General features: G+C 39.2%; 23 protein-coding genes. 4 read left to right on the top strand and 19 right to left on the bottom strand.

Annotation, left to right across the window (positions count from 1 at the left end):
* Positions 1-82: 82 nt before the first annotated feature.
* From ABES03_RS05640 to copZ, 10 genes are all read right to left on the bottom strand, one after another.
* Complete coding sequence (locus tag ABES03_RS05640) at positions 83-322, bottom strand: DUF2198 family protein (protein WP_430115931.1); 240 nt, start codon at positions 320-322, stop codon at positions 83-85.
* An 88-nt stretch (positions 323-410) separates the two neighbouring features.
* The gene (gene panF / locus ABES03_RS05635; RefSeq protein ID WP_430115929.1) at positions 411-1862 is read right to left on the bottom strand and encodes a sodium/pantothenate symporter; all 1452 of its coding nucleotides are present in this window, start codon (positions 1860-1862) and stop codon (positions 411-413) included.
* Complete coding sequence (locus ABES03_RS05630) at positions 1859-2143, bottom strand: YhdT family protein (RefSeq protein ID WP_335546444.1); 285 nt, start codon at positions 2141-2143, stop codon at positions 1859-1861. The genes panF and ABES03_RS05630 overlap by 4 nt, the downstream gene beginning before the upstream one ends.
* Before the next feature lie 172 nt (positions 2144-2315).
* Positions 2316-4187: a hypothetical protein gene (locus ABES03_RS05625; RefSeq protein ID WP_430115926.1), complete on the bottom strand. Its 1872-nt coding sequence runs from the start codon at positions 4185-4187 to the stop codon at positions 2316-2318.
* 188 nt (positions 4188-4375) lie between these two features.
* Positions 4376-4933 carry a DUF1641 domain-containing protein gene (locus tag ABES03_RS05620; protein WP_430115923.1) on the bottom strand — a complete coding sequence of 186 codons (558 nt, stop codon included), beginning with the start codon at positions 4931-4933 and terminating at the stop codon, positions 4376-4378.
* A gap of 16 nt (positions 4934-4949) precedes the next feature.
* Positions 4950-6089: an NAD(P)/FAD-dependent oxidoreductase gene (locus tag ABES03_RS05615; RefSeq protein WP_430115920.1), complete on the bottom strand. Its 1140-nt coding sequence runs from the start codon at positions 6087-6089 to the stop codon at positions 4950-4952.
* 28 nt (positions 6090-6117) lie between these two features.
* The gene (locus tag ABES03_RS05610; RefSeq protein ID WP_430115917.1) at positions 6118-6357 is read right to left on the bottom strand and encodes a sulfurtransferase TusA family protein; all 240 of its coding nucleotides are present in this window, start codon (positions 6355-6357) and stop codon (positions 6118-6120) included.
* Between the two features lie 57 nt (positions 6358-6414).
* A complete protein-coding gene (locus ABES03_RS05605) occupies positions 6415-6816 on the bottom strand; it encodes a DsrE/DsrF/DrsH-like family protein (protein WP_430115915.1) in 402 nt (133 codons plus the stop codon).
* A gap of 221 nt (positions 6817-7037) precedes the next feature.
* Positions 7038-9455 carry a heavy metal translocating P-type ATPase gene (locus ABES03_RS05600; RefSeq protein ID WP_430115912.1) on the bottom strand — a complete coding sequence of 806 codons (2418 nt, stop codon included), beginning with the start codon at positions 9453-9455 and terminating at the stop codon, positions 7038-7040.
* Between the two features lie 86 nt (positions 9456-9541).
* Positions 9542-9748, bottom strand: a complete 207-nt coding sequence (gene copZ / locus ABES03_RS05595) for a copper chaperone CopZ (RefSeq protein ID WP_430115908.1) — start codon at positions 9746-9748, stop codon at positions 9542-9544.
* Between the two features lie 162 nt (positions 9749-9910).
* Between copZ and ABES03_RS05590 the strand changes: the two genes are divergently transcribed.
* Positions 9911-10240: a four-helix bundle copper-binding protein gene (locus tag ABES03_RS05590; protein WP_430115906.1), complete on the top strand. Its 330-nt coding sequence runs from the start codon at positions 9911-9913 to the stop codon at positions 10238-10240.
* Between the two features lie 72 nt (positions 10241-10312).
* Here the strand turns inward: ABES03_RS05590 and ABES03_RS05585 are convergent, their stop codons facing one another.
* The 9 genes from ABES03_RS05585 to ABES03_RS05545 all read right to left on the bottom strand — a co-directional run bounded on the left by ABES03_RS05585 (position 10313) and on the right by ABES03_RS05545 (position 19222).
* Positions 10313-11047 carry a sulfite exporter TauE/SafE family protein gene (locus ABES03_RS05585; protein WP_430115903.1) on the bottom strand — a complete coding sequence of 245 codons (735 nt, stop codon included), beginning with the start codon at positions 11045-11047 and terminating at the stop codon, positions 10313-10315.
* Between the two features lie 121 nt (positions 11048-11168).
* Positions 11169-11543 (bottom strand): hypothetical protein, encoded by a 375-nt coding sequence (locus ABES03_RS05580; RefSeq protein ID WP_430115901.1) that lies wholly within the window; start codon positions 11541-11543, stop codon positions 11169-11171.
* A 5-nt stretch (positions 11544-11548) separates the two neighbouring features.
* Complete coding sequence (locus ABES03_RS05575; protein WP_430115899.1) at positions 11549-13039, bottom strand: FTR1 family iron permease; 1491 nt, start codon at positions 13037-13039, stop codon at positions 11549-11551.
* Between the two features lie 206 nt (positions 13040-13245).
* Positions 13246-14178 (bottom strand): cation diffusion facilitator family transporter, encoded by a 933-nt coding sequence (locus ABES03_RS05570; RefSeq protein ID WP_430115897.1) that lies wholly within the window; start codon positions 14176-14178, stop codon positions 13246-13248.
* A gap of 74 nt (positions 14179-14252) precedes the next feature.
* A complete protein-coding gene (locus tag ABES03_RS05565; RefSeq protein WP_430115895.1) occupies positions 14253-14864 on the bottom strand; it encodes a class I SAM-dependent methyltransferase in 612 nt (203 codons plus the stop codon).
* A 41-nt stretch (positions 14865-14905) separates the two neighbouring features.
* On the bottom strand, positions 14906-16978 hold the full coding sequence (locus tag ABES03_RS05560) for a heavy metal translocating P-type ATPase (RefSeq protein WP_430115933.1): 2073 nt from the start codon (positions 16976-16978) through the stop codon (positions 14906-14908).
* Positions 16965-17336 (bottom strand): ArsR/SmtB family transcription factor, encoded by a 372-nt coding sequence (locus tag ABES03_RS05555; protein ID WP_430115893.1) that lies wholly within the window; start codon positions 17334-17336, stop codon positions 16965-16967. Before ABES03_RS05555 ends, ABES03_RS05560 begins: the two co-directional genes overlap by 14 nt.
* A 136-nt stretch (positions 17337-17472) precedes the next feature.
* The gene (locus ABES03_RS05550) at positions 17473-18837 is read right to left on the bottom strand and encodes a 4Fe-4S binding protein (protein WP_430115891.1); all 1365 of its coding nucleotides are present in this window, start codon (positions 18835-18837) and stop codon (positions 17473-17475) included.
* A complete protein-coding gene (locus ABES03_RS05545; protein ID WP_430115889.1) occupies positions 18824-19222 on the bottom strand; it encodes a hypothetical protein in 399 nt (132 codons plus the stop codon). The genes ABES03_RS05550 and ABES03_RS05545 overlap by 14 nt, the downstream gene beginning before the upstream one ends.
* A 313-nt stretch (positions 19223-19535) precedes the next feature.
* Between ABES03_RS05545 and ABES03_RS05540 the strand changes: the two genes are divergently transcribed.
* The 3 genes from ABES03_RS05540 to ABES03_RS05530 are packed head-to-tail and all read left to right on the top strand — an operon-like array spanning position 19536 to position 21797.
* Positions 19536-20315, top strand: coding sequence for an amino acid ABC transporter substrate-binding protein (locus tag ABES03_RS05540; RefSeq protein ID WP_430115886.1), 780 nt, complete (start codon positions 19536-19538; stop codon positions 20313-20315).
* Between the two features lie 60 nt (positions 20316-20375).
* A complete protein-coding gene (locus ABES03_RS05535) occupies positions 20376-21035 on the top strand; it encodes an amino acid ABC transporter permease (RefSeq protein WP_430115884.1) in 660 nt (219 codons plus the stop codon).
* Between the two features lie 15 nt (positions 21036-21050).
* The gene (locus tag ABES03_RS05530) at positions 21051-21797 is read left to right on the top strand and encodes an amino acid ABC transporter ATP-binding protein (protein WP_430115882.1); all 747 of its coding nucleotides are present in this window, start codon (positions 21051-21053) and stop codon (positions 21795-21797) included.
* The last annotated feature ends 208 nt before the right edge of the window (positions 21798-22005 follow it).

The following is a 22005-nucleotide window of genomic DNA, read 5'->3' as shown; positions in this document are numbered from 1 at the left end:
ATCAACAGGCAAGTTTAACAGAGCCAAATAATAAAAAGCCTGCCAGTTTTCCTGACAGACTTTCGTTGATATTTTCAGATTACTAGGTCTTCTTCACTGCCCTTGGCCTCATTTTAGCAGCCAGCCAGAAACCAGCTGTCAATGAGAAAGCATCAATGACAATTAACACGAAGGTATTCGTATAACCTTTATATACAGAGGCAGCGATCAAAGCAACCGTTAGAACTAGGCCGATTAGTCGATTATAAGTGACCCGTGTAAAAAGAAGGACTAGTAACCCTGGCAAAATAAGTGCCGACAAGTATTCAATTACGTTTACCAATGGGTACACCTCATTCAATAAATTTCTGTTAATTAATTCTAGAAATTTATCAACAAAATTGCAACAAAAATATTAACTACGAACAGTCTTATACTTCCTGCTTCATTTGGTAAGCTGCTACTTTTTGACGGGTCATCAGGCTTACAGCCACAAAACAAAGAAGTGAAAGTAAAATCGGCACGACTACTGTATGAAGACCAAACGCATTGGGATGTAAGCGATCTAATAGAATATAAGCCCCCATTCCCACAATCATCGATGTAATTGCTCCATATTTATTTCCTTTGCTCCAATACAAGCCTAATACTACCGGCCAAATAAATACGGATTCAAGACCGCCAAACGAGAATAAATTGAGCCAGACAATTAAATCGGGCGGACTTAAAGCAAGCAGAATCACAAGAATTCCAATCACCGCCGTGACACTGAAGCTAACCTTTCTTACATGGTTGTCTTCTGCATGTGGCTTGATGTAATTTAGATAAACATCCTTTACCAATGCAGAACTGACAAGAATTAATAAGGCATCAACCGTCGACATAATTGCAGCCATGGGAGCCGCAAGGACAATACCGGCAACATAAGGTGGCAAGACCTTCATCGACAACAACGGCATGACGGTATCTCCAATTTTAACATTAGGAAGTACAGGACGGGCAAACACACCAATTAGGTGCATGCCAAGCATGATAAAGCCGACTACAATCGTTCCTATAATAATCGCACTATGCATTGCCTTGGAATTTTTATAAGACATCGCACGAACCGTAATTTGCGGTAATCCGACCACACCGACCCCTACCAAAATCCAAAAAGAAGAAACATAGGCAGGTGTTAAATTATGCTGAGCACCAAACGGGCTAATTAGGTTTGGATTCTCAGCCGCTAAATCAGAAATGATTTTTGGAATTCCTCCACCCGCCTTAATGGTGGCAATGAGCAAGATTAATGTCCCCAAAAACATTACAACACCTTGGACAGTATCTGTTAACGCAACTGCACGGAACCCACCAACAATAACAAACACAAGGACAGAAAAGGCAAAAATCAATAGGGCAGTTGTATAAGAGAGCCCTGTTAAGCTTTCCACTAACCTTGCGCCTCCAATCCACTGAGCTGTCATCGAGGAGAATAGGAAAATAATTATACTTGCTGCAGAGAGTAGCACGACTGTTTTGCTTTTATACCGCTCTTTCAGAAAATCAATTAATGTGATTGCCTTATACTGCCGGGCGACTATCGCGAATTTCTTTCCTAGTACCATTAAGGTAAAATAACCGGTTGCCAGTTGTGCCATCGCTAACAAGACCCAGCCTAAACCCTGGGTATAGGCAATTCCTGGGCCTCCAATAAAGCTGCTGGCACTTCCGTAGGTGGCAACCATTGTCATGGCGAGAATAAAGCCGCCCATTTGGCGTTCCCCTAAAAAATACTCCTCAAGGAATGAATTCGTTTTAATGACACGTTTGTTCGACCAAAGGCCAATCGCAAAGATAATTAGTAAGAAGAAAATCAACGGTGTTATAACGGGCCAGTTCACTTTCTCTCCCCCTCTTCCACTTCAAAGGGTACATCTTTGAATAAAAATTTTATTGTCAAAATAACTAGTATGACCATTACAATAAAGCCAACAATACAACTGTAAAAGAACCATGCAGGCAGTCCAAATATGTATGAGTAGTTGTTAACGTTACCGGAGCCAAGTCCATAGCCAAAGCCATACCACCAGATAAAATTAATGAGAACAAGGATGACACCTATCAACGCTTCTCTATGTGCAATCTTAAAACGCTTGTCCTCTGGATTGACTGTCTTTTTCAACAGTACTCCCCCTCTGATATTTTCATATTATGTTTCACTAATATTGAACATTTTACCAAACATAGTGGATAAATAAAGAAAAAATAAATTTATTTTGATTGCATCATGTATTTTTCTTCCAAAAAGAAAAAGCCATTTGAAAATGTGTAATTTCAAATGACTTTCCTTTATCCTATTTAATCATTGCACCAGTTGGCCCAAGCTTGTAGCCCCCGATTTTGGTGTTGTAGGCCATAGCACCGCTACTATAAAAGTAGTACCAGCTTTTGCCGACGAGAACCCACCCCGTTTTCATTGCACCGCTGCCAGTCAAATAGTACCAAGTACTTCCTTGTTTCAACCAGCCTGTTTTCATCGCACCGTTGCCATCAAGGTAGTACCAGGTTGTTCCTTGCTTTAACCAACCAGTCTTCATCGCACCACTGTTCGCAAAGTAGTACCAGACATTTTTAATTTTTTGCCAACCTGTCTGCATTTCACCATCAGCATTGAAGTAGTACCATATTCCCGAAACCTGTTTCCAACCTGTCACATAATCACCGATCGCCGGATCGTAGTAATACCATTTTCCATCATACAGCTCCCAATTGGAAGCTGTTTTGAATTTAATAACAATGTCGTTTGCTAAGTATTGTCCTTGAGGGCCTGTTAACGCCTCTTTTTTAATCGTTAAAGTGTAGTTTGTACTGCCTTTCAGCACATCAGGTATAACAATTAAGGTATCATCAGATGTCTCATTGTATGTTTCAACATAACCTTCTGGTCCTTTTATTGTTATTAGGGATTCATCAGCAAGCTCGACATTCAGATCAAAATGGACACCTAACAAACTATCTAGAGGCACATTACTGACACCATCATAAAACTTATCATGGAAATCAAAATCTTCAATATCATCGTTCCAAATAAGAGTCGCAGCCTCAAGCCATCCTACTGGTGATGCTGGCGGAGGCGTCACCGGATCTGTCGGTGTACCCGGATCTGTCGGCGTGCTCGGTGGCGTATCCACTGTACCCTCTGTTTTAGCATCAATACTAATAATAGAATACTTTCCGTCACCGCTGGTAGTGACAGCAATCAATTGGCCATTCTGAAAATGAAGCTTTTGAACCAAAAGATCTTTCTTAATTGTGTATAAATACTTATTTGAATTATATTGATACACATCGATTCCGCCATCCACTCTAGCAGCAAAAGTTAGTTGGTCCTGTAAGCTAAACTCATAATCATTATATTTTCTCCCTAATTGGAAGGAATAGGTCATGTCCCCTGATTGGTACATCGCCAGATCAAACACAACACCACTATTATTGTACATACTCGCGCCATCTGGCGTGATACTTGCAAATGGATCTAACGGATAATCACCATGATAGGGTGAATCATAATGATTTTGAATCATGCCATTCACCACTTCAAAAGCTTCGGTATCTCTCGGGCTCAGTGAAGTTGTAATGCCGTAAACCTTTGATGTTTCCGCATTATAAAAAATATTTGTTCTTTCATACATGGATGTGCCTGGGTATTTTACCGTTTGCACAACTTCTTTTTTATCCTTCATGGAATAAACTTTTAAATCATCCCATTGCCCTGATCCTGGTGCAATATAAATATATCCATTATTGTCTACAGCAATATCATACGGATCTTGTTCGATATCCAATAAATTGCTTAGCGTAAAGCTGTCCGGATCCACTTCAGCAATTGCACCAGTATATGGACCGAAATTATAAGTATCATGACTCATTTTATGCTGAGTCACATAAAGCTTATTATTGTTAAAATCTAATCTCTCAGCAGGATTTGGTAGGTTAAGAGTCTTGATTTCGCCTGTTGAAAAATTAACTGCATATAACGTCTTACTTCCGAGTTTTGTTGCATAAATCACTGGTTTGTTTGGGTCAATTGCTGTGTCATTCGGTTTGAATGGTAGACTAATAGGACCGCTTACACCCTCAGCCTGAACTGGCTTTCCAATGATAAACGGGCCCACGCCAGAAAATAATAGAACAAGAATAATCAAGGACCGTATAAACGCTTTCAAAAACAACATTCCTCCTACTAGATACATATATTTAGACCATCATATCATGCTAATTCCCCATTTACCATTACCTAATTTATGGATTTTTTCATACATAAAAGCTTTTTGTTTTAAAACAAAAACGCCAGTACCTTTCACTGGCGTTTTACTTTATGCATTATCTATTTTAAAAGAGAGAAGCAATAGTTTTAAAGAATTTGTTTAGGTAATTTCTGTACAAAGGTTAGCAGTAAGCTCATACCTTCACGAGTTTCCTTTGTTGATAATGAACGGAGCAGCTGGAACATCGACATTGGCTCTTTCTCTTGTCTTTCACTCTTCGCCTCATAAAAGGCAGTTACCATTCCATCTACTAAATCTAACGAACCTTTTTGCAGCATTTCATCTGCGATTTCTACGCCTTTTACTGCCTTTTCCATCATGTCTGAGACCATTGGTCCTGTAAGAGCGGCTTTCATACTTTGAATCATAGAGACTACTTGGAACAGAGTGTTTAGTGTACCGTTCTCCTCTAACTTTTTAACCTCTAACAAGGCGTGCTCCAAACTCTTGCTGACATCTGGTAGAACTTTTAATAATTCAAGCGTTTCTGGCTGTATCACATCATCAGCAAATTCTACCATTTTCACAAGCTTGGAAGCCGTTTCTGTCACCATTTCGCTCGTTACTGCTTGGAGGGCTGCATTAGTAAAATCCTGTATTTTTGTCATAGTTTGATCAGGTGTATACTCTACGACTGTTCCCATACAAATCACACCCTCCCTATAAGATTCCTCGAGCATTTAACCAATATAGCTCATTATAGACTGATTTGAACCAGTGAAGTAAATCAGACGTAGCTGCAGGGCTTGGCGGATTTTGATAGTCAAACGTAATCATGCTGGCATCCTCTAAACTGTTTTCTAAGAAACACGCCACTTTTCCATTATACCGCGCCGTTTCTGGCAGCCCATTAATTCTATTGGCAATATTCGTAACCATTACTTCAGACTGATAATGCGCTGTTGAACCCGCCTTACTGATTGGAAGATTTGTAGCATCACCAATGACATAAATATTATCTGATCCAATCATTTTTAATGTATAGCGGTCAGTTGGAATAAACCCACTTTCATCCCCTAACTTCGAATCAAGGATGACTTTTGCTCCGGTATGGGCTGGAATGGAAAGAAGTAAATCATATGAGTGTTCTGTCCCATCCATCGTAATGGCAACCTTTCTTTTTGGATCCACCTCTTCAAGGTTAAAGAAGGTTTCTGATAAGATATTTCGCTTTTCAAATGTTGGGCATGCCCAGTCTGCGACAGGTTGCAAGGAATGAATTCGTCCAATTGGATAGGTATATTTAATTTCAATTTTGTCCCTATTTCCGCGCTTTCTGAAGTAATCATCCAGCATTAAAGCCATTTCTAGAGGAGCAGCAGGACATTTATGCGGCACATCTACGGTAATCAGGATTTTTCCTTCTTCCATTTGTGCCAGTGTATCTCTTAACTTGATTGCTCCATCAAGCGTATAGAAGTTTTGCGAGCCTTCCCTTAGACCTTGTACACTATCTAAATCCGGGTGGGAACCGGTTGCAATCACTAAATAATCATAAAGATATTGATATTTTGCAGAAACTACCTTTTGCTTTTCTGGATCGATCTTTGTCACTTCATCATAGACCACCTGAACAGTGCGATGGGCTAACGTCTCTTGTTTACGGATAAAATGCTCTGGTGCCTTTTCATTAAAGGCAATAAACATATACCCTGGTTGATAGATATGCTTTTCTGTATTACTAATGAGGGTAATTTCAACCTCTCCATTTCTTACTTTATCACCAAGCTGGCGAGCTAAACGGTTCGCTACCATCATCCCGCCACTACCTCCGCCTATTACTACCACACGTTTTTTCATGGTAAACCCTCTTTCCATTTAGACAAGTTTATTTTAATTTGCGGACAGCAATACGGTAATCGTCGCCTTCTACTATTTCATTGGCAATTTCGTGGCCCATTTTATGCACCCACTCAGGAATGTCCACACGAGAGCCTTTGTCGTTAGAAATTACTTCAATGATATCGCCAATGGTTCCTTTTTTGATTCCTTTGATTAACTCCATTAAAGGCCCTGGGCAGAATGATCCTCTTGCATCGATTGATTTCGTTACTTGTATTTCAGCCATTTGGCATTTCTCCTTTTCTATGTTGATTTTTGCGCCATACAAACTTTAATCTTCCGATTACATCGTTACTAATTGAGCATTTTGTGCCATTCCAAGGAAAGCTGTGACACCGATAATATCATCAAAGACATCGATCATATCTTCCTTCTCCCAACCCATAACATCCATGGCCATTGCACAGCCATAAATATGAAGGTCACCGACTTCTTTCCCGTCGGCTAACAAGCTGTCGAATAAAGGAACTTTCTTTGCCAGTAATTCTTTTCCTACAGTTCCTGCCTTAAAGTCTTCGTTATCAAAGCTTGATTTCAAAAATGGCTTTAATGCATTCATCGTGACAAATACATTCACCTGCATTCCTGACATGGAAGCAACAGAACCGACTAAAGAACCTGCGTGTAGCTTTTCTAAATCCTCTGAAACTAAAATTACCGCTAGTGATGGAACTTGTTGAGTCATTAAAAATTCCTCCTTATTTTTCTTAATTTATCTACATTTTTATTATACCTATACGGGTATGTGTATGTCTGTGACGAATCCTTGTGTAAGTTTTGAGCATTTTTTTACAAATGCAAAAATATCAAACATAAAACTTGACAAAATCCGAAAAAGCAAACATTAATAAAAAAACTCTGACGATTTCTCAAGGTCAGAGTTTTTTAGGATTGAATTTATTGACGTTATATTAACTTTACTTTTTGTAAACGTAAGGCATTGAGAACTACTGAAACTGAACTGAATGCCATTGCAGCACCTGCAAGCCACGGAGCAAGGAGTCCTAGAGCTGCGACAGGAATACCAAGTGTATTATAAGCAAGGGCCCAGAAAAGGTTCTGTTTAATATTACGGATCGTCTTCTTACTCATAAAAATCGCATCTGCAATACTATTTAGATCCCCGCGAATAAGAGTGATATCAGCTGCTTCCATTGCAACATCCGTACCGGTTCCGATGGCCATTCCAATATCCGCAACAGCAAGGGCGGGTGCGTCATTGATTCCATCTCCAACCATGGCTACCTTCTTACCTTGTGCCTGTAATTTCTTAATCTCATCTGCCTTCCCCTCAGGAAGCACTTCTGCTATGACGTTATCAATCCCAGCTTGAGTAGCTATGGCTTTTGCTGTCTGCTGATTATCTCCCGTAATCATAATGACTTCAATTCCCATGTCTCTAAGGCGGCTGATAGCCGTTTTTGATGTTTCTTTTATAGTATCAGCTACTGCAATCATGCCTGCATATCGACCATCTATCGCAGCGAGCATGGCTGTCTTTCCAACCTTTTCAAACTCTTCCTTTTGAGCAAGAGCACCTTCAACAGTCACCTTAAAACTATCCATTAGCTTCCTAGTTCCAACTAACAATTCTTTGCCATCAACTAGTGCTCTTATACCGAAACCTGGGATGGCTTCAAAATCAGAAACTTCCTTCAATGATATTCCTTTATCCTTAATCCCTTGAACAATTGCTTGTGCTAGTGGATGCTCTGATTGTTTTTCAGCAGATCCAACGAGTGATAAAAATTCCTCTTCAGTTTGAGAGGGGACTGTCAAAACATCTGTTAGAATAGGTGTACCGTTTGTAACCGTTCCAGTTTTATCTAAAACAACAGTAGAAATCTTATGTGTCATTTCCAAATGCTCGCCGCCTTTGAAAAGAATTCCATATTCGGCTGCTCGACCTGAACCAGCCATAATAGAAGTAGGCGTTGCCAATCCCAATGCACATGGACACGCGATAACAAGGACTGCGATTAATTTCTCTAATGCTTCTGCAAAATCCCCAGGAGTTACCCAAACATACCAAACAATAAAAGCGAATACTGCAAGAGCAACAACAATAGGAACAAACACACCTGAAATCTGGTCTGCAAGGCGTTGAATTGGTGCTTTTGAACCTTGTGCTTCTTCTACAACTTTAATAATTTGGGCTAAAGCTGTATTCCGTCCTACTTTTATTGCTTCCACTTTTAAAAAACCATTTTTGTTGATTGTCGCTCCAATTACTTCATCACCTATTTTTTTATCAACCGGGACACTTTCTCCTGTTAACATGGATTCATCAATTGCTGAAAGACCCTCAACAATTTTACCGTCTACTGGAATTTTTTCACCTGGTTTAATATGAAGAATATCACCGACAATGACTTCTTCAATGGGGACCTCTTGTTCAACTCCCCCTCTTTCAATGATCGCGGTTTTTGCTTGAAGCCCCATTAATTTCTTAATGGCTTCAGATGAGCGCCCTTTTGCTTTCGCCTCAAACAACTTTCCAAGAATAATTAATGTAATCAAAATGGAACTGGTCTCATAGTAAAGTTCCACAGAATGGTCATTACTTCCAATTGAAGCTAATGATAAGTACAAACTATAAAAATAAGCCGCTGATGTGCCTAAAGCAACAAGAACATCCATATTTGCACTTTTATTCTTCAGCGCTTTGTAAGCACCGACATAAAACTGCTTACCAATAACGAACTGCACTGGAGTAGCCAAAGCAAATTGGACCCATGGATTCATAAACATTTTAGGAACCCATATAAAGGATGTAAATGAAAAATGTCCAACCATTGCCCATAAAAGAGGGAATGATAGAATAGCCGAAAAAATAAATTTCCCGGTTTGTTTTTCGATTTCCTTCTGGCGGTAATCACTAGTATCTTTTGCCTCTTCTTTTATACGAGCACCATATCCAAGGCTTTCGACTTTTTTAATGATTTCACCTGTTGTAAGAACGCTACTGTTATATTCCACAGTTGCTTTTTCAAGAGCTAAATTCACATTAGCTTTTACGACACCCTCAAGCTTATTTAAACCCTTTTCAATCCTGGCTGAACAAGCTGCACATGTCATTCCCGTTATATCAAATTCAATTTTTTCAGTTACCACATCATAACCTAAATCCTGAATCTTTTTTTCAATGTCTTCTATTTTTACCTTTTCTGGATCATATTTCACATTGGATCTCTCTAGCGCAAGATTTACACTTGCTATTTCTATGCCTTCTAATTTATTCAAACCTTTTTCAATTCTTATGGCACACGCCGCACAGGTCATTCCAGAAATCTGCAAATTTGTTTCCTTTAATTGCTGACTCAACTGACTCAACTCCTTTATACCCTATATAGGTATATTTCCTTTCTAAAAAAACGTGCCAGGAAATAGGCACGTTGTTCTATATATTATTACTCTACATCGTAACCTTGATCATCAATTGTTTCTTTTATTTTAACTAGTGTAACCTCTTGTGGATTATATTCTACATCAACTGTTGCCGCATTTAATTCCACCTTTACAGCACTAACTCCGGCAAGCTTACTTACACTTCCCTCTACAGCCTTTACACAATGTCCACAAGACATTCCTTTAACATTTAGAGTTACCTTTTCCATTTCAAATACTTCCTTTCTAGATAATCTTTTCTTTTACCTTACCATACCCCCCTATCCTATGAAAACAACTTTGCTCAACTTTCATAATATGTACACATTTTCTAGATTAATTTCGGAAATACTGGGTATATAAATTTAAAACCAAAGAAGGAGGGATATTTGATGTCACACGAACACTATACGTCTGTTATTGAAACACTGCATGAATGTATGGTTGCATGTAATCACTGCTATGATGCCTGTTTAAAAGAAGAGGATTTACAAATGATGGCGGGGTGCATTCGCTTGGACCGTGAATGTGCGGATATTTGTGCTCATTTAGAACAAGCTTTAGTAAGGGGGACACCGTTTGCCTCTGAATTGGCAAGTGTGTGTGCAAAAATATGTGAAGCATGTGGCAATGAATGTAAAAAACATCAGCATGACCACTGTCAAAAGTGTGCAGATAGTTGTTTCAAATGTGCAGAAGAATGCAGAAAATTAGCAGCATAATTCGAGGGTAATAAGTGAAAAAGAGGCGCCTAGTCCGCCTCTTTTTCATTGTCTTTACCATATATCTCTTTATTATAAAGACCAATAGGTTAAAGTATCAAAAATACCTAACAATAACATCAGTCCGCCTGCAATCCACTGAATCACCATTCCAAACTTTCTCCCTCTCTTCATGATTGCTCCACTGCCACCAAGGTACCAAATGATTAAGATAAAAATGAGTAGAGGAATAGCTGTTCCAATCGCAAATATGGATGGGAGAACAAATCCATACGGACTAGCTAATACTACTGGCATTAATGTGACAAAAAAGAGAATAAACATCGTTGGGCAAAAGGCAAGTGAGAAACTAAATCCAAGCATAAATGATCCGAATGGATTTTCATGCTTATACTCTTTTGAACCTTTAAACAAATGAAATGTCCCTTTAAATTTAATAAAACCTAACATAAATAAACCAACTACTATTAATAAAGGTCCCATTATCTTTCGAAGCCACGGAAAATAAAAAATCAGATTTTGTTCAATTTCTCTGCCGAGTAGCCACACCAAAGCACCAAGTAATGAAAAGGCTACAATTTTACCTAAAGTAAAACTAAGGACATCTCTCCATGCTGTTTTTCTTTGAATAGACCGGTTCCCATAAAGAGTAACAGCACTGATATTCCCCGTTAATTGACAAGGAGCAAGGGCCCCTACTAACCCCAAGATTAAAGCAAAAATGATTGGCCATGATTCTAAGCTATTTGCCATGTTAAAAAATGGTTCACTTAATACGCCACTTATCTTACTCAATAAACTATACAATCCAATCACCTATTATCAATAGATTTATAAACAAACCATAACATAAAATCGTGCAGAAAATATGGAGATTTCCTTACAAAATAAGAAAGAGACTGACCTTATAAGTCAGCCTCCAACCTTCTTATTTTGTTTTATCTGCTAATTCTTTCAATGCATCAGACAGTTGATAGTTCAATGTGCTTAACGCTTCTTTATCTAAAGTGTCTGCCTCTGAACCAGCAATCGTTGGATCAAGATATTTTTCAATCTTCTCATATAAATCCTTATTATCTTTTTTCACATCATCCTCGAATGATGACCATTGCTCTTCCAATTTTGGTCCAACTTCCTTTACCTCAGCTTGGTCACCACTATCAATTGCCTTTGATAATTGCCCAGTTGTCTCTAACATTTCATTTACCCCATCAGATACCTTACTGTCAGTAGAACTACATCCTGCTAAGAATAATGCACTTCCAAGACCAAATGCGACAACCCTTGATGTTAATTTTTTCATATTTATTACCCTACTTTCAAAGTATTGTTTTCTTTTTTTAGCTTTTTACTTTTCATTCTCTTTACTAAAATAATCACTATTGCACCAAGGATTAGAATTATCTGTGGGATCGTGCTTTCCCATGTTGGATATAAAGCAAAGAAATCTATACTTGGGATACTTTGTGAACTTGTGGTTGGAATGAATCCCGCTAATTGCAGGCTATGAATACCCATTCCAGTAAATTTAATACATAGATAAAAAACGATTACACTTGATACCATAAAGAATGGACGAAGTGGTAATTTAAGACCAACAATAATTAGTAAATAGGCTAAAACTCCAAGTATGGCAGCCCCTATTAAAAACCCAATTAAAAGAGATTGTAGCTTAATTTGACTCGCCATTCCGATATAAAATAATACCGTTTCCGTTCCTTCACGAAATACTGCAAGAAAAGCAAGAATACCTAGTGAAACAAGCCGCCCTGTTGTAACTGCTGTTTGACTTTTCTCACGAATATAGCGATTCCAATCAGCAATATTGGATTGACTATGAAGCCAGTAGCTCATATACAATAACATGACTGCCGCAAAGACGCCTGTCCATCCACCTATTAAAGCGTTGTTATTCCCAAACGCACCGGATGAAATGACAAACTTAACAATCAGGGCAAGGATTAAACTAACACCTAAACCTGCTGCTACTCCAGACCAAATCCAACCTTTCCCCTTTGTCAGACCTGATTTTTTCACAAAAGACATCAGAGCAATAACTACAAGTAAAGCTTCTAAGCCTTCGCGAATGAGAATCATCGCTGCATCCCAATACGTGTATTCAGATTTATTCGCTAAAGGAGTAAGGTAATTTACCATGTTATCGATGGTTTGAGTTGCTTTCTCATAGTTTGATGGATTAGCAGTAAGCATTGCTTGTATCGTAACTAAATCTCTTTCTGAGTCACTATATACTTTTGCAGATTGTGCAACCACAATTCCTTCCACGCTTAACCAACTATCGCTGGCCTCTTGAATGCTTGATATGGCTTGAGTTTGATTCTCATCTTTGATTTCTTTTTTTGTATTTTGTAATAAGAGAATAAATTCTTCTAAGGTTATATCTTCTTTCTTAAAGTCCGCCTCTTTTGGATAGCCGCCATTTGCCACTTTTTCATTAACAGCCTTTAAATTTTGTAAGGCCTGTAAAACTTGATCCTGTTTTTTTATCGTAAAGGCATAAACAACCTTACCCATATTTGATTCAATATCTCGATAGGCAGTTGCTGATTCTGCTTTAATACCTTCTTCAATTTCTCTCCAGGCTTTATTAAATTGTTCATAGGCTTTTTCTGCCTCTGAAAGGTTTCCTTCGGTAGCATAGCCAATTGCTTCATCTACCGATTCTTCAGCTTTCATGATATCTTCTTTGGCATTCCCGGCAGCTAATGCAGGATTCTGTATTGCAAATCCGACAATTAGTAAAAGGATAACTATTTTATGTAATAAGTTTTTGCCCATCGTATCCCACCTTGAAGGTTTCATATTGATAATGAATCTCATTTTCATTTCTCTGGTTCTTATTTTATTTTAATTGATAATGATTGTCAATTACATTTTTACTATTAAATATTACGGAATTGTGAACTTTGGAATAAAATCTACTCTTCATTGATAGAATTCCCTTTTCACAAAAAAAAGACATCCTTTTTCAGATGTCTTTTACCTTAATTACAAGTCCCATGCGGACTAGGACAGCCAACGCATTCTCTCTCAACCTGAATGGTACTATGCTCGATGTGAAATTCATCATGAAGAATTTTTTGTGATTGGGCCAAGATTTCATCATGGACACCATCATCACACATCGTAATATGGCAGCTTAAAACCGGATAACCCGAAGTAATCGTCCAAATATGCAAATCATGAACCTCCTTCACCAATGGAATTTTACCTAGCGCTGTTTTTACCTGGTTCATATCAATTTGCTCTGGAGCTCCCTCCATTAAAATATGGAAGGAATCCTTCGTAACCCTATACCCGCTGAATAAGATCAAAACAGCCACAATTACACTGGCAATTGGGTCAGCAATTCCCCAGCCGAAAAACATAATGAGCAATGCGGCAACAATAGCTCCAACAGACCCCAGCATATCGCCAAGCACATGTAAAAAGGCACTTCTTACGTTTAAATTCTCTTCCTTGTCACCCTTCATTAAAATCCAGGCGGCAATGATGTTTACTACTAATCCTAGTACAGAGATTATTAGCATCCCCGTGCTTTGCACCTCTGGGGGATCAAAAAAGCGGTGAACCGCTTCATAAAAGATATAAAGAGAAATGACAACAAGCGTGATTCCATTCAACGCCGCAGCAATAATTTCAAATCGCTTGTAACCATAGGTTTTTTCCTGTGATCCCTGTTTCTCACCAAACTTGATGGCGAAAAAGCTTAATCCTAATGCTGCTGCATCGCTAAGCATATGGCCAGCATCAGACAATAGCGCCAAGCTATTTGTTAACAAACCGCCAATTACTTCCACGACCATAAAAGCCGCTATTAGTATGAAAGAACTCAATAATGCTTTCTTGTTACTTGTATGTGAATGACCATGCGAATGGCCGTGTGAATGTCCATGATGATGGTGATGATGACCCATGTTAATTCCCCCAGAGAGCCTTTGAATTGGCTCCATATTTTATCTTTTTCTAAAACGAAAGAATTCCGATTGTGTTAGTTTTTTCTAATCTTTATTTTTCGATACATTCCACCGAACAACACAGCGCGATTCTCTATGAGGGTTAGCTTCATGCCGCTATGTTTTTCATAAATTTTTTCAAAGGAGAGACCGATATCCGTACCTAAAGCCTTAATGACCGGCCTAATAAGTTTCTTTATTAATGAAGGCTTAGTAGCGAATTTATCAAAAATAATTATTTGGCCCTTTGACCTTGTCACTCGGACCATTTCCGCAAAGGCCTTGTGACTGTCTGGAACAACAGATAGGATTAAGCTGGCCACGACATAATCGAAAGCTTCATCCGGAAAGGTTAATTGTTGGGCATCCATCTGCTGAAAGGTTATAGAAGTAGTTGGGAATTTCTTTTTCGCCTGGGCAAGCATCTCTTCTGAATAGTCAATCGCTGTGATATCCAGCAGGTCAATGGAAATTTGCTCAAGATCAGCACCCGTACCGACCCCAACGAACAAAACTTTATCACCTTCATGAAAGTCAACGTCATTGAATAGTTCCTGCCGCGCTTTTAGAAACGGTCCTTTATTGAAAAAATGATCATAAACCGGCGACCACCATCGATATACCCACTTATTCCACCTGTTATTCATCAGACTCACCCTCTATCCCCGTCCAAAACTGTCCTGCCCTTCTATTCTTTTACTCTTAGCAGCCGTAAGCCATTTAGTGTGACCAGTAAGGTTACTCCCATATCAGCAAAAATGGCTATCCATAATGTTAGCCAGCCCGGAACAACTAACAACAGTGCCAAGAGCTTGACTACAATCGATAAAGTTATATTTTGTTTGATAATCTGTAGTGTTTTTCTACTCAACTTGATGGTAAACGGCAGTTTATTTAAATCGTCGTTCATTAGAGCGATATCTGCGGTTTCAAGGGCGGTATCTGTTCCTGCCCCTCCCATCGCAATTCCTACCGTAGCAGATGCAAGTGCCGGTGCATCATTCACGCCGTCACCAACCATAGCTACTCTTCCAAACTGATTTTTTAGTTTTTTAATAACCGCTAATTTATCCTGCGGCAGCAATTCACCCTCCCTTTCGGTGACACCTGCCTGATGACCAATCGCCTTTGCGGTTGCTTGATTATCTCCTGTTAACAGGATCGTATGTTCAATCCCCAGCTGATGGAGGCGCTCGATCACCGCTCGACTGCTCTCACGCACTTCATCGGCAACGGCAACTAATGCTAGAATTTCGTGTGCGGTTCCAACGATTATGACTGTTTTCCCTTGTTCTTGTAGTGAGATCATTTCATTCAATATATGATTCGGAATCACATCAAATAGCTTCATGTTTCCAACCCGATATTCCGTTCCGTTAACTGCACCAATAATGCCTTTGCCTGTTAATGACATGAAATCCTCGACTTCAAATTCTCTGTTACCATATGCGGCTTTTTTCATAATAGCATCTGCAAGTGGATGCTGAGACTTACTTTCAAGAGCAGCCAAGATGGAAAGTATGTCTTCATCGTTTGTATAATTAATGAAGTCTGTTACAACAGGAACCCCTTTGGTCAGCGTTCCCGTTTTATCAAAAGCAATCGCCCTTAGTGCACCAGCTTCCTCTAAAAAGTTACCACCCTTGATTAACACACCATTCCGAGCGGCATTTCCGATTGCGGTAACGATGGAAACAGGGGTAGAAATGACAAGAGCACAGGGACAACCAACCACTAATACCGCAAGCCCTTCGTAAATCCACTCCTGCCAGCTAGCAGCAAACAGCAGCGGCGGAACAACAGCCACTAGCGCAGCAATAATCATAATAATCGGAGTATAATATTTAGCAAACCGGTCTACAAAGCGTTGGGACGGTGCCTTTTCACCTTGTGCTTCTTCTACTAAATGAATAATTTTTGCAATGGTTGTATCATCTACTAGCTTTGAAACCTTTACTTTTAGAAATCCTTCTACATTTAATGTCCCCGCGAAAACTTCGTCGTTAACATTTTTTTCAATTGGAACGGATTCGCCTGTAATCGCAGCCTGATTGATGGAGGATGCCCCTTCCGAAATGACCCCATCCATGGCAAGCATTTGCCCAGGCTTTACAAGCATAAGATCTCCAACTTCAATATCTTCCGCCTTTAGTAACATCTCTTTGCCGTTTCGGACCACTAGTGCCTCCGTTGGTGCCATTTCCATCAATGACCGAATCGATGCTCTTGCCTTATCCATGGAATACCCTTCTAGTACTTCGCTAATGGCAAACAGGATGACAACTACTGCCCCCTCACGCCATTCACCAATAATAGCTGCCCCAATAATCGCCACTGTCATAAGCGTTTTCATATCGAAATCTAGCCGGATTAAATTCTTTAACCCTGTTTTAAAAAGCGGAAAGCCTCCTAGTAAAATAGAAGCCGCAAATAGGCTGTTCAATGAAAAAATGTACCCGGCTAGTAAAAACAACAAGGATATCCCTAGAAGGGAATATTGCTTCCAAAGCGGCCCTTTTACCGTCACTGGCGGTTGCTCTTTTTCAGGGTATATCGTTAATTTTTCAAATGCACCTGCTTCATGTAATGCATCTAAGGTGGTATCTCCATAGACTATGAGCTTAGAGGCTCCAAAATTTACTTTTGCATCAACCACACCATCCAGGTGTTGGACGTTCTTTTCGAACTTTGCGGCACAGCTCGTTCAGGAAAATCCCTGTATCCGATAGACTTGTTTTTCAATGGTCTCACTCACGGCCAGCCACCTCCTCCTGATGCGCAATGGCAATATGAATTAACTGTTTAACATGGTCGTCATCAAGAGAATAATACACAAGCTTTCCCTCTTTCCGATATTTGGCAAGACCAATATTTTTTAGATGACGTAAATGATGGGAGGCCGTAGCCGTGGTTGCCCCTACGATATGAGCCACATCACACACACAAAGTTCCTCTTCCAGTGTCAGAGCATAAGCTATTTTCAACCGGTTTTCATCGGAAAGAGCTTTAAATATCTTGGTTACTTCAGTAATATGGTGATTTTTTTCGAGCTGTTGCCCTACTCGAGCGGTTTTTTCATTATCTATACAAGTAATTTCGCAAATATCGCGATCTTTCATACTACTCACCTTCTTCATTCAAACGTTCGTTTGACTATATGATATTCAAACAGTGGTTTGAATGTCAAACTTTTTATGCTTTTTTTGGAAATAAAAAAGAGGTTGAATCATAATCGGATTCAACCTCTTTTTTTCTTTAAACTCTATGCATCATAGGAAGTGAGAATAAGTAAATGTTAGCGACCGCTAGTGCAAACATCAGTACATAGTATGGAAGCATTGCTTTAAATGCTGTCTTTTTTCCCATTCTGTACACAACATAAGAAGTACCAACCAATCCTATTAATATAACGATATACTGAATCAGTTGAACCGTTGGGGTTGGGGCGAGACTTAAACTTGCTGGATTTGTTTCTACTCCAAAAAGTCGGATGGAGTTAAACCATACAGCCTTACCTTCTGTGAAGATATGGAATAAGTTATGAGCCAAGTGTCCAGCTAAGTCTAACGGAATAATCGCATAGCCAAAACGAGTAAAGTTCTTTTTGACGGTACCTTCCATTCCAAGTAAGGATGCTAGTTTTGCAGTTCCTAATAGCAATAGAATTGGTAATGCCATAGAGATGATAAAGGCAACGGTAAAGTTAACATTATAGTTAGAAGTACGAGTTACCGTTCCAATTGCATCTAAAATTTTCTGCCAAGGTTCAAGCATCGTAATATTTTGTACGAACACAATACCCATAATAACGGCTGCTAAGGAAGCATGCTCAAGCTTCGGATTTTTCAAGCCCCACAATTCTTTAGTAGGTATTCTAGTTGTAATTTTCACTGAATTGTTTGGACAGTTTTTTACACAGTTACCGCAAATATTACATTCTGCGCTAGATTCCATTGTTCGTGGAAACTGGAACATTGGACAACCTTCCATTCCTTCCGTTCCTTTGTAGCAGGATTGTACTTTACAGGTTTTACAAATATCAGGAGTTGCCTGTACCTTTAAAGCACCAGAGCGTGAATAGTTTCCTGCAAGACCGCCAAGGAAACATAACGTTTTACAGAATGTTCTTCTTTCATAGAAAACAGAAGTCGCAACAACCATTGTTACAAGTAATAGTAATAAATAACCTGATCCCCGTGGTGACTCTACAATTCCCCATACGTGGTCACTGTAAGTGATCGCAATGAAGAATAAGTCAATGAGCCAAATCCCATATTTTCTTAAAAACTTCGGCATTGGCCTTTTACTGCCAACAAATTTACGAACGATGTCACTTAATTTACCAAACGGGCAAATGGCACACCAAAAGCGGCCGGTTACTAAAAATAATATAGGAATGATTGGCCACCATAACACCCAAGTCATGGTTGTACCAAAGTTTTTACTGGGATCCACGGTTCCCATTACTAGTTCATAGACAATAATAGAAAATACGAAAATAACAATCCATTGAAAGACCCCAGGATACCATTTACTTTTTACAAATTTTTTCACCACTGGAATGGATAATAGGTCAAAAGATTCCTTTTCTGGTTTTAAGTTCTTCTCAGGCATTGCCATTGTTAATCCCCCCTATCCTGCGGAACCATTTATTCCAAATTCCAATTAAGATAAATGCTAGATTCACCGCACCATATGTTCCTAGTATTTTATAATTTGGCGGTGTTTCAACCACTGGTCCGTGATGATCATGGCTTCCTCCCTCCATGTCCATCCCTTCCATTTCTCTTCCGCTGTCACGGTTCATATCCATTCCCTCATGATCACTACCGCTGCCATGATCCATGTCCATTCCCTCATGATCCATATCCATTTTCATATCATCATGGTTCATACTCTCGTGCTCCATTTTCTGATCATGTGAATGCCCCTCATCTGCAAGGACTCTTACATCAAATGAAAATATAAAGGCTGCTGCCAACAAAAATAATAAGATCCTTTTCAAACTTGCCACCTCCAAAAAGTTAATTAACAATTAAATGTTTATACGTTAAATGTAGAGGTGAAATTTGCAGATTTAATGCAGATTTCTTGCATTTTTTATGAAGTAAACCACTACTCTTCATTTGTTCATACATTTGTAAAATATGAACCATTCATATTGAAGTACCTAGTTGTCCTTCCAGGCTTTCCGACCGAATATTTTTAATATTTCTATTATTAACCAAGCTATATACGACACTTTGATAATATGGTAGTGTAATAGCATGGTAACGCACTAAAGTAAATTCACAAAAATAATAAGGTGGTATTTTAATATGAAACGTTTAGCAACTATTGTTCTAGTCATAGCAGCACTGTTCTCCATCCTTACAGGCTGTTCTTCTAAATCAGCAGAGGGAAAAGAAAGTAAAACACTAGTCATTGGGATTGACGATAAGTTCGCACCAATGGGCTTTAGAGATGAAAATAACAAAATTGTTGGATTTGACATCGACCTAGCAAAGGCAGCAGCAGATAAGATGGGGAAAAAGGTAAAGTTCCAGCCAATTGATTGGAGCACGAAAGAAGCGGAATTAAGCAGTGGGCGCATTGACCTCATTTGGAACGGTTACACTATTACAGATGAACGTAAAAAGAAAGTCCTTTTCACTAAGCCGTATTTAAAAAATGCACAAGTAGTTGTCACTAGAGCTGATTCGAACCTTTCTAAATTAGATGATTTACAAGGCAAAGTTGTTGGTTTACAATCACTTTCTTCTGCAGCAGATGCGTTAGACGGAGCACCAATCAAGTCAAAAATTAAAACTGTTACAGAGTTTGCGGACAATGTACAAGCATTGACTGACCTTAAGAGTGGTCGTTTAGATGCAGTGGTTATTGATGAAATTGTAATCAATTATTATATGACAAAAGAGCAAGAGGCATTTAAAGTATTAGATGAATCTTTAGCTCCAGAAGAATATGGTATTGGTGTTAAAAAAGGAAATGAAGAAATATTGAAAAGTCTTCAAAAAGCACTTGATGATATGAATGAAGATGGCACTGCCGCTCAAATTTCTAAGAAATGGTTTGGCGAAGATAAAGTATTAAAATAACGATATAAGGCAGAACAGGATTTCCTTTGGGAAGCCTGTTTTGTTTTTGGAGGAATTCCTATGTCATTCGATTATATAATTTCTATCCTAAAACCCATGCTGGAAGGGGCACAGATGACCGTCCTCTTGTTTTGCATCGCCATTGTGGTGTCCATTCCACTGGGTTTTCTATTAACACTGGCTGTTGGCAGCCGTTTTAAGCCTCTGTCTCTGATCGCAGAAGCCTATATTTATGTCATGCGCGGTACGCCTCTCTTGCTGCAACTCCTATTTATCTGCTTCGGTCTACCTATGATTCCAGTTATAGGTGAGTACTTAGTTTTAGACCGTTTCGTTGCAGCCTGTTTAGGTTTTATTTTGAACTATGCAGCCTATTTTGCTGAAATCTTCCGTGGGGGTCTTCTCGCTATTGATAAAGGTCAATATGAAGCGTCTCAAGTACTGGGCTTAAATAAATGGCAGACATTGACAAGAGTTATTTTGCCGCAAATGTTCCGTATCGCCCTTCCTGCCGTGGCGAACGAATCTGTAACACTGGTAAAAGATACGGCGTTACTCTATGCCGTTGCTGTTCCTGAATTACTGCACTTTGCTCAAACAGCTGTAAACCGTGATTTTACCATTGTGCCATTTTTTGTGGCAGGTATCATTTATCTGATTATGACACTGATTTTAACGATGTTGTTTAAATGGATGGAAAGACGGCTCAAATTTGATTAGGAAGGAGTGGGTAAAATGGCTATTATAGAAATTACTAATCTCAAAAAATCGTACGGCAATTTAGATGTATTAAAACAGATTAGCTTTAACGTGGAAAAAAATGATGTCGTTGCGGTAATCGGTCCTTCTGGCTCTGGAAAAAGCACGATGCTCCGCAGTTTAGTGAATTTGGAACAAATAGATGGTGGGAGTATTGTGGTGGCAGGCAGTCATCTGGTCAAGGACGGTATCTATGCTAAACCACAAGAAGTGAAACAAATAAACACCAAGATGGGAATGGTCTTTCAGCATTTTAACCTCTTTCCGCATCTGACGGTAACGGAAAATTTGGAGCTTGCTCCAAAAATGTTGAAAAAGGAATCTCCCGCTGCTATTCAGCAAAGCAGTCGTGAACTTCTAGAAAAAATAGGGCTTTCAGATCGAGCATCGGCTTATCCTGCAAAGCTTTCCGGCGGCCAAAAACAACGAGTAGCTATAGCAAGGGCGTTGATGATGAACCCAGAAATCCTCCTATTTGATGAACCAACATCCGCTTTGGATCCAGAGTTGACTGGAGAAGTGCTACAAGTCATGAAGGACCTTGCTCAAGAGCATATGACGATGATTGTGGTGACACACGAAATGGGATTCGCCAAAGAAGTGGCCAACCGAGTCATTTTTATGGATAACGGGGAGATTGTTGAATCTGGAGCTCCTAATGAGTTGTTTACGAACCCACAAAATGAACGGACAAAGGCTTTCTTAAATCGAAGCTTAAAATAAATAAAGCAAAAAAACGGCTGAGTTTTCAGCCGTTTTTTTGCTTTATTTGCTTTGTATGGGAAATTAGGCTCTATGGTAACAACAGGTTTGGCTACTCTATTTCTTTATCTACCTGCCCTAGCCCATCTGCAAAAGTAGGATTGGGTAACGTAGAGAATGTCTACGCGCCCAAACTCACGTGTAAAAGAAGGTTTGGGTAACATAGAAA

It is taken from the genome of Neobacillus rhizosphaerae (assembly GCF_050477885.1).
GTDB lineage: Bacteria > Bacillota > Bacilli > Bacillales > Cytobacillaceae > Neobacillus > Neobacillus rhizosphaerae_A.
Note: the sequence above shows the minus strand (reverse complement) of the source record. Positions and strands in the feature narration are given on the sequence as shown.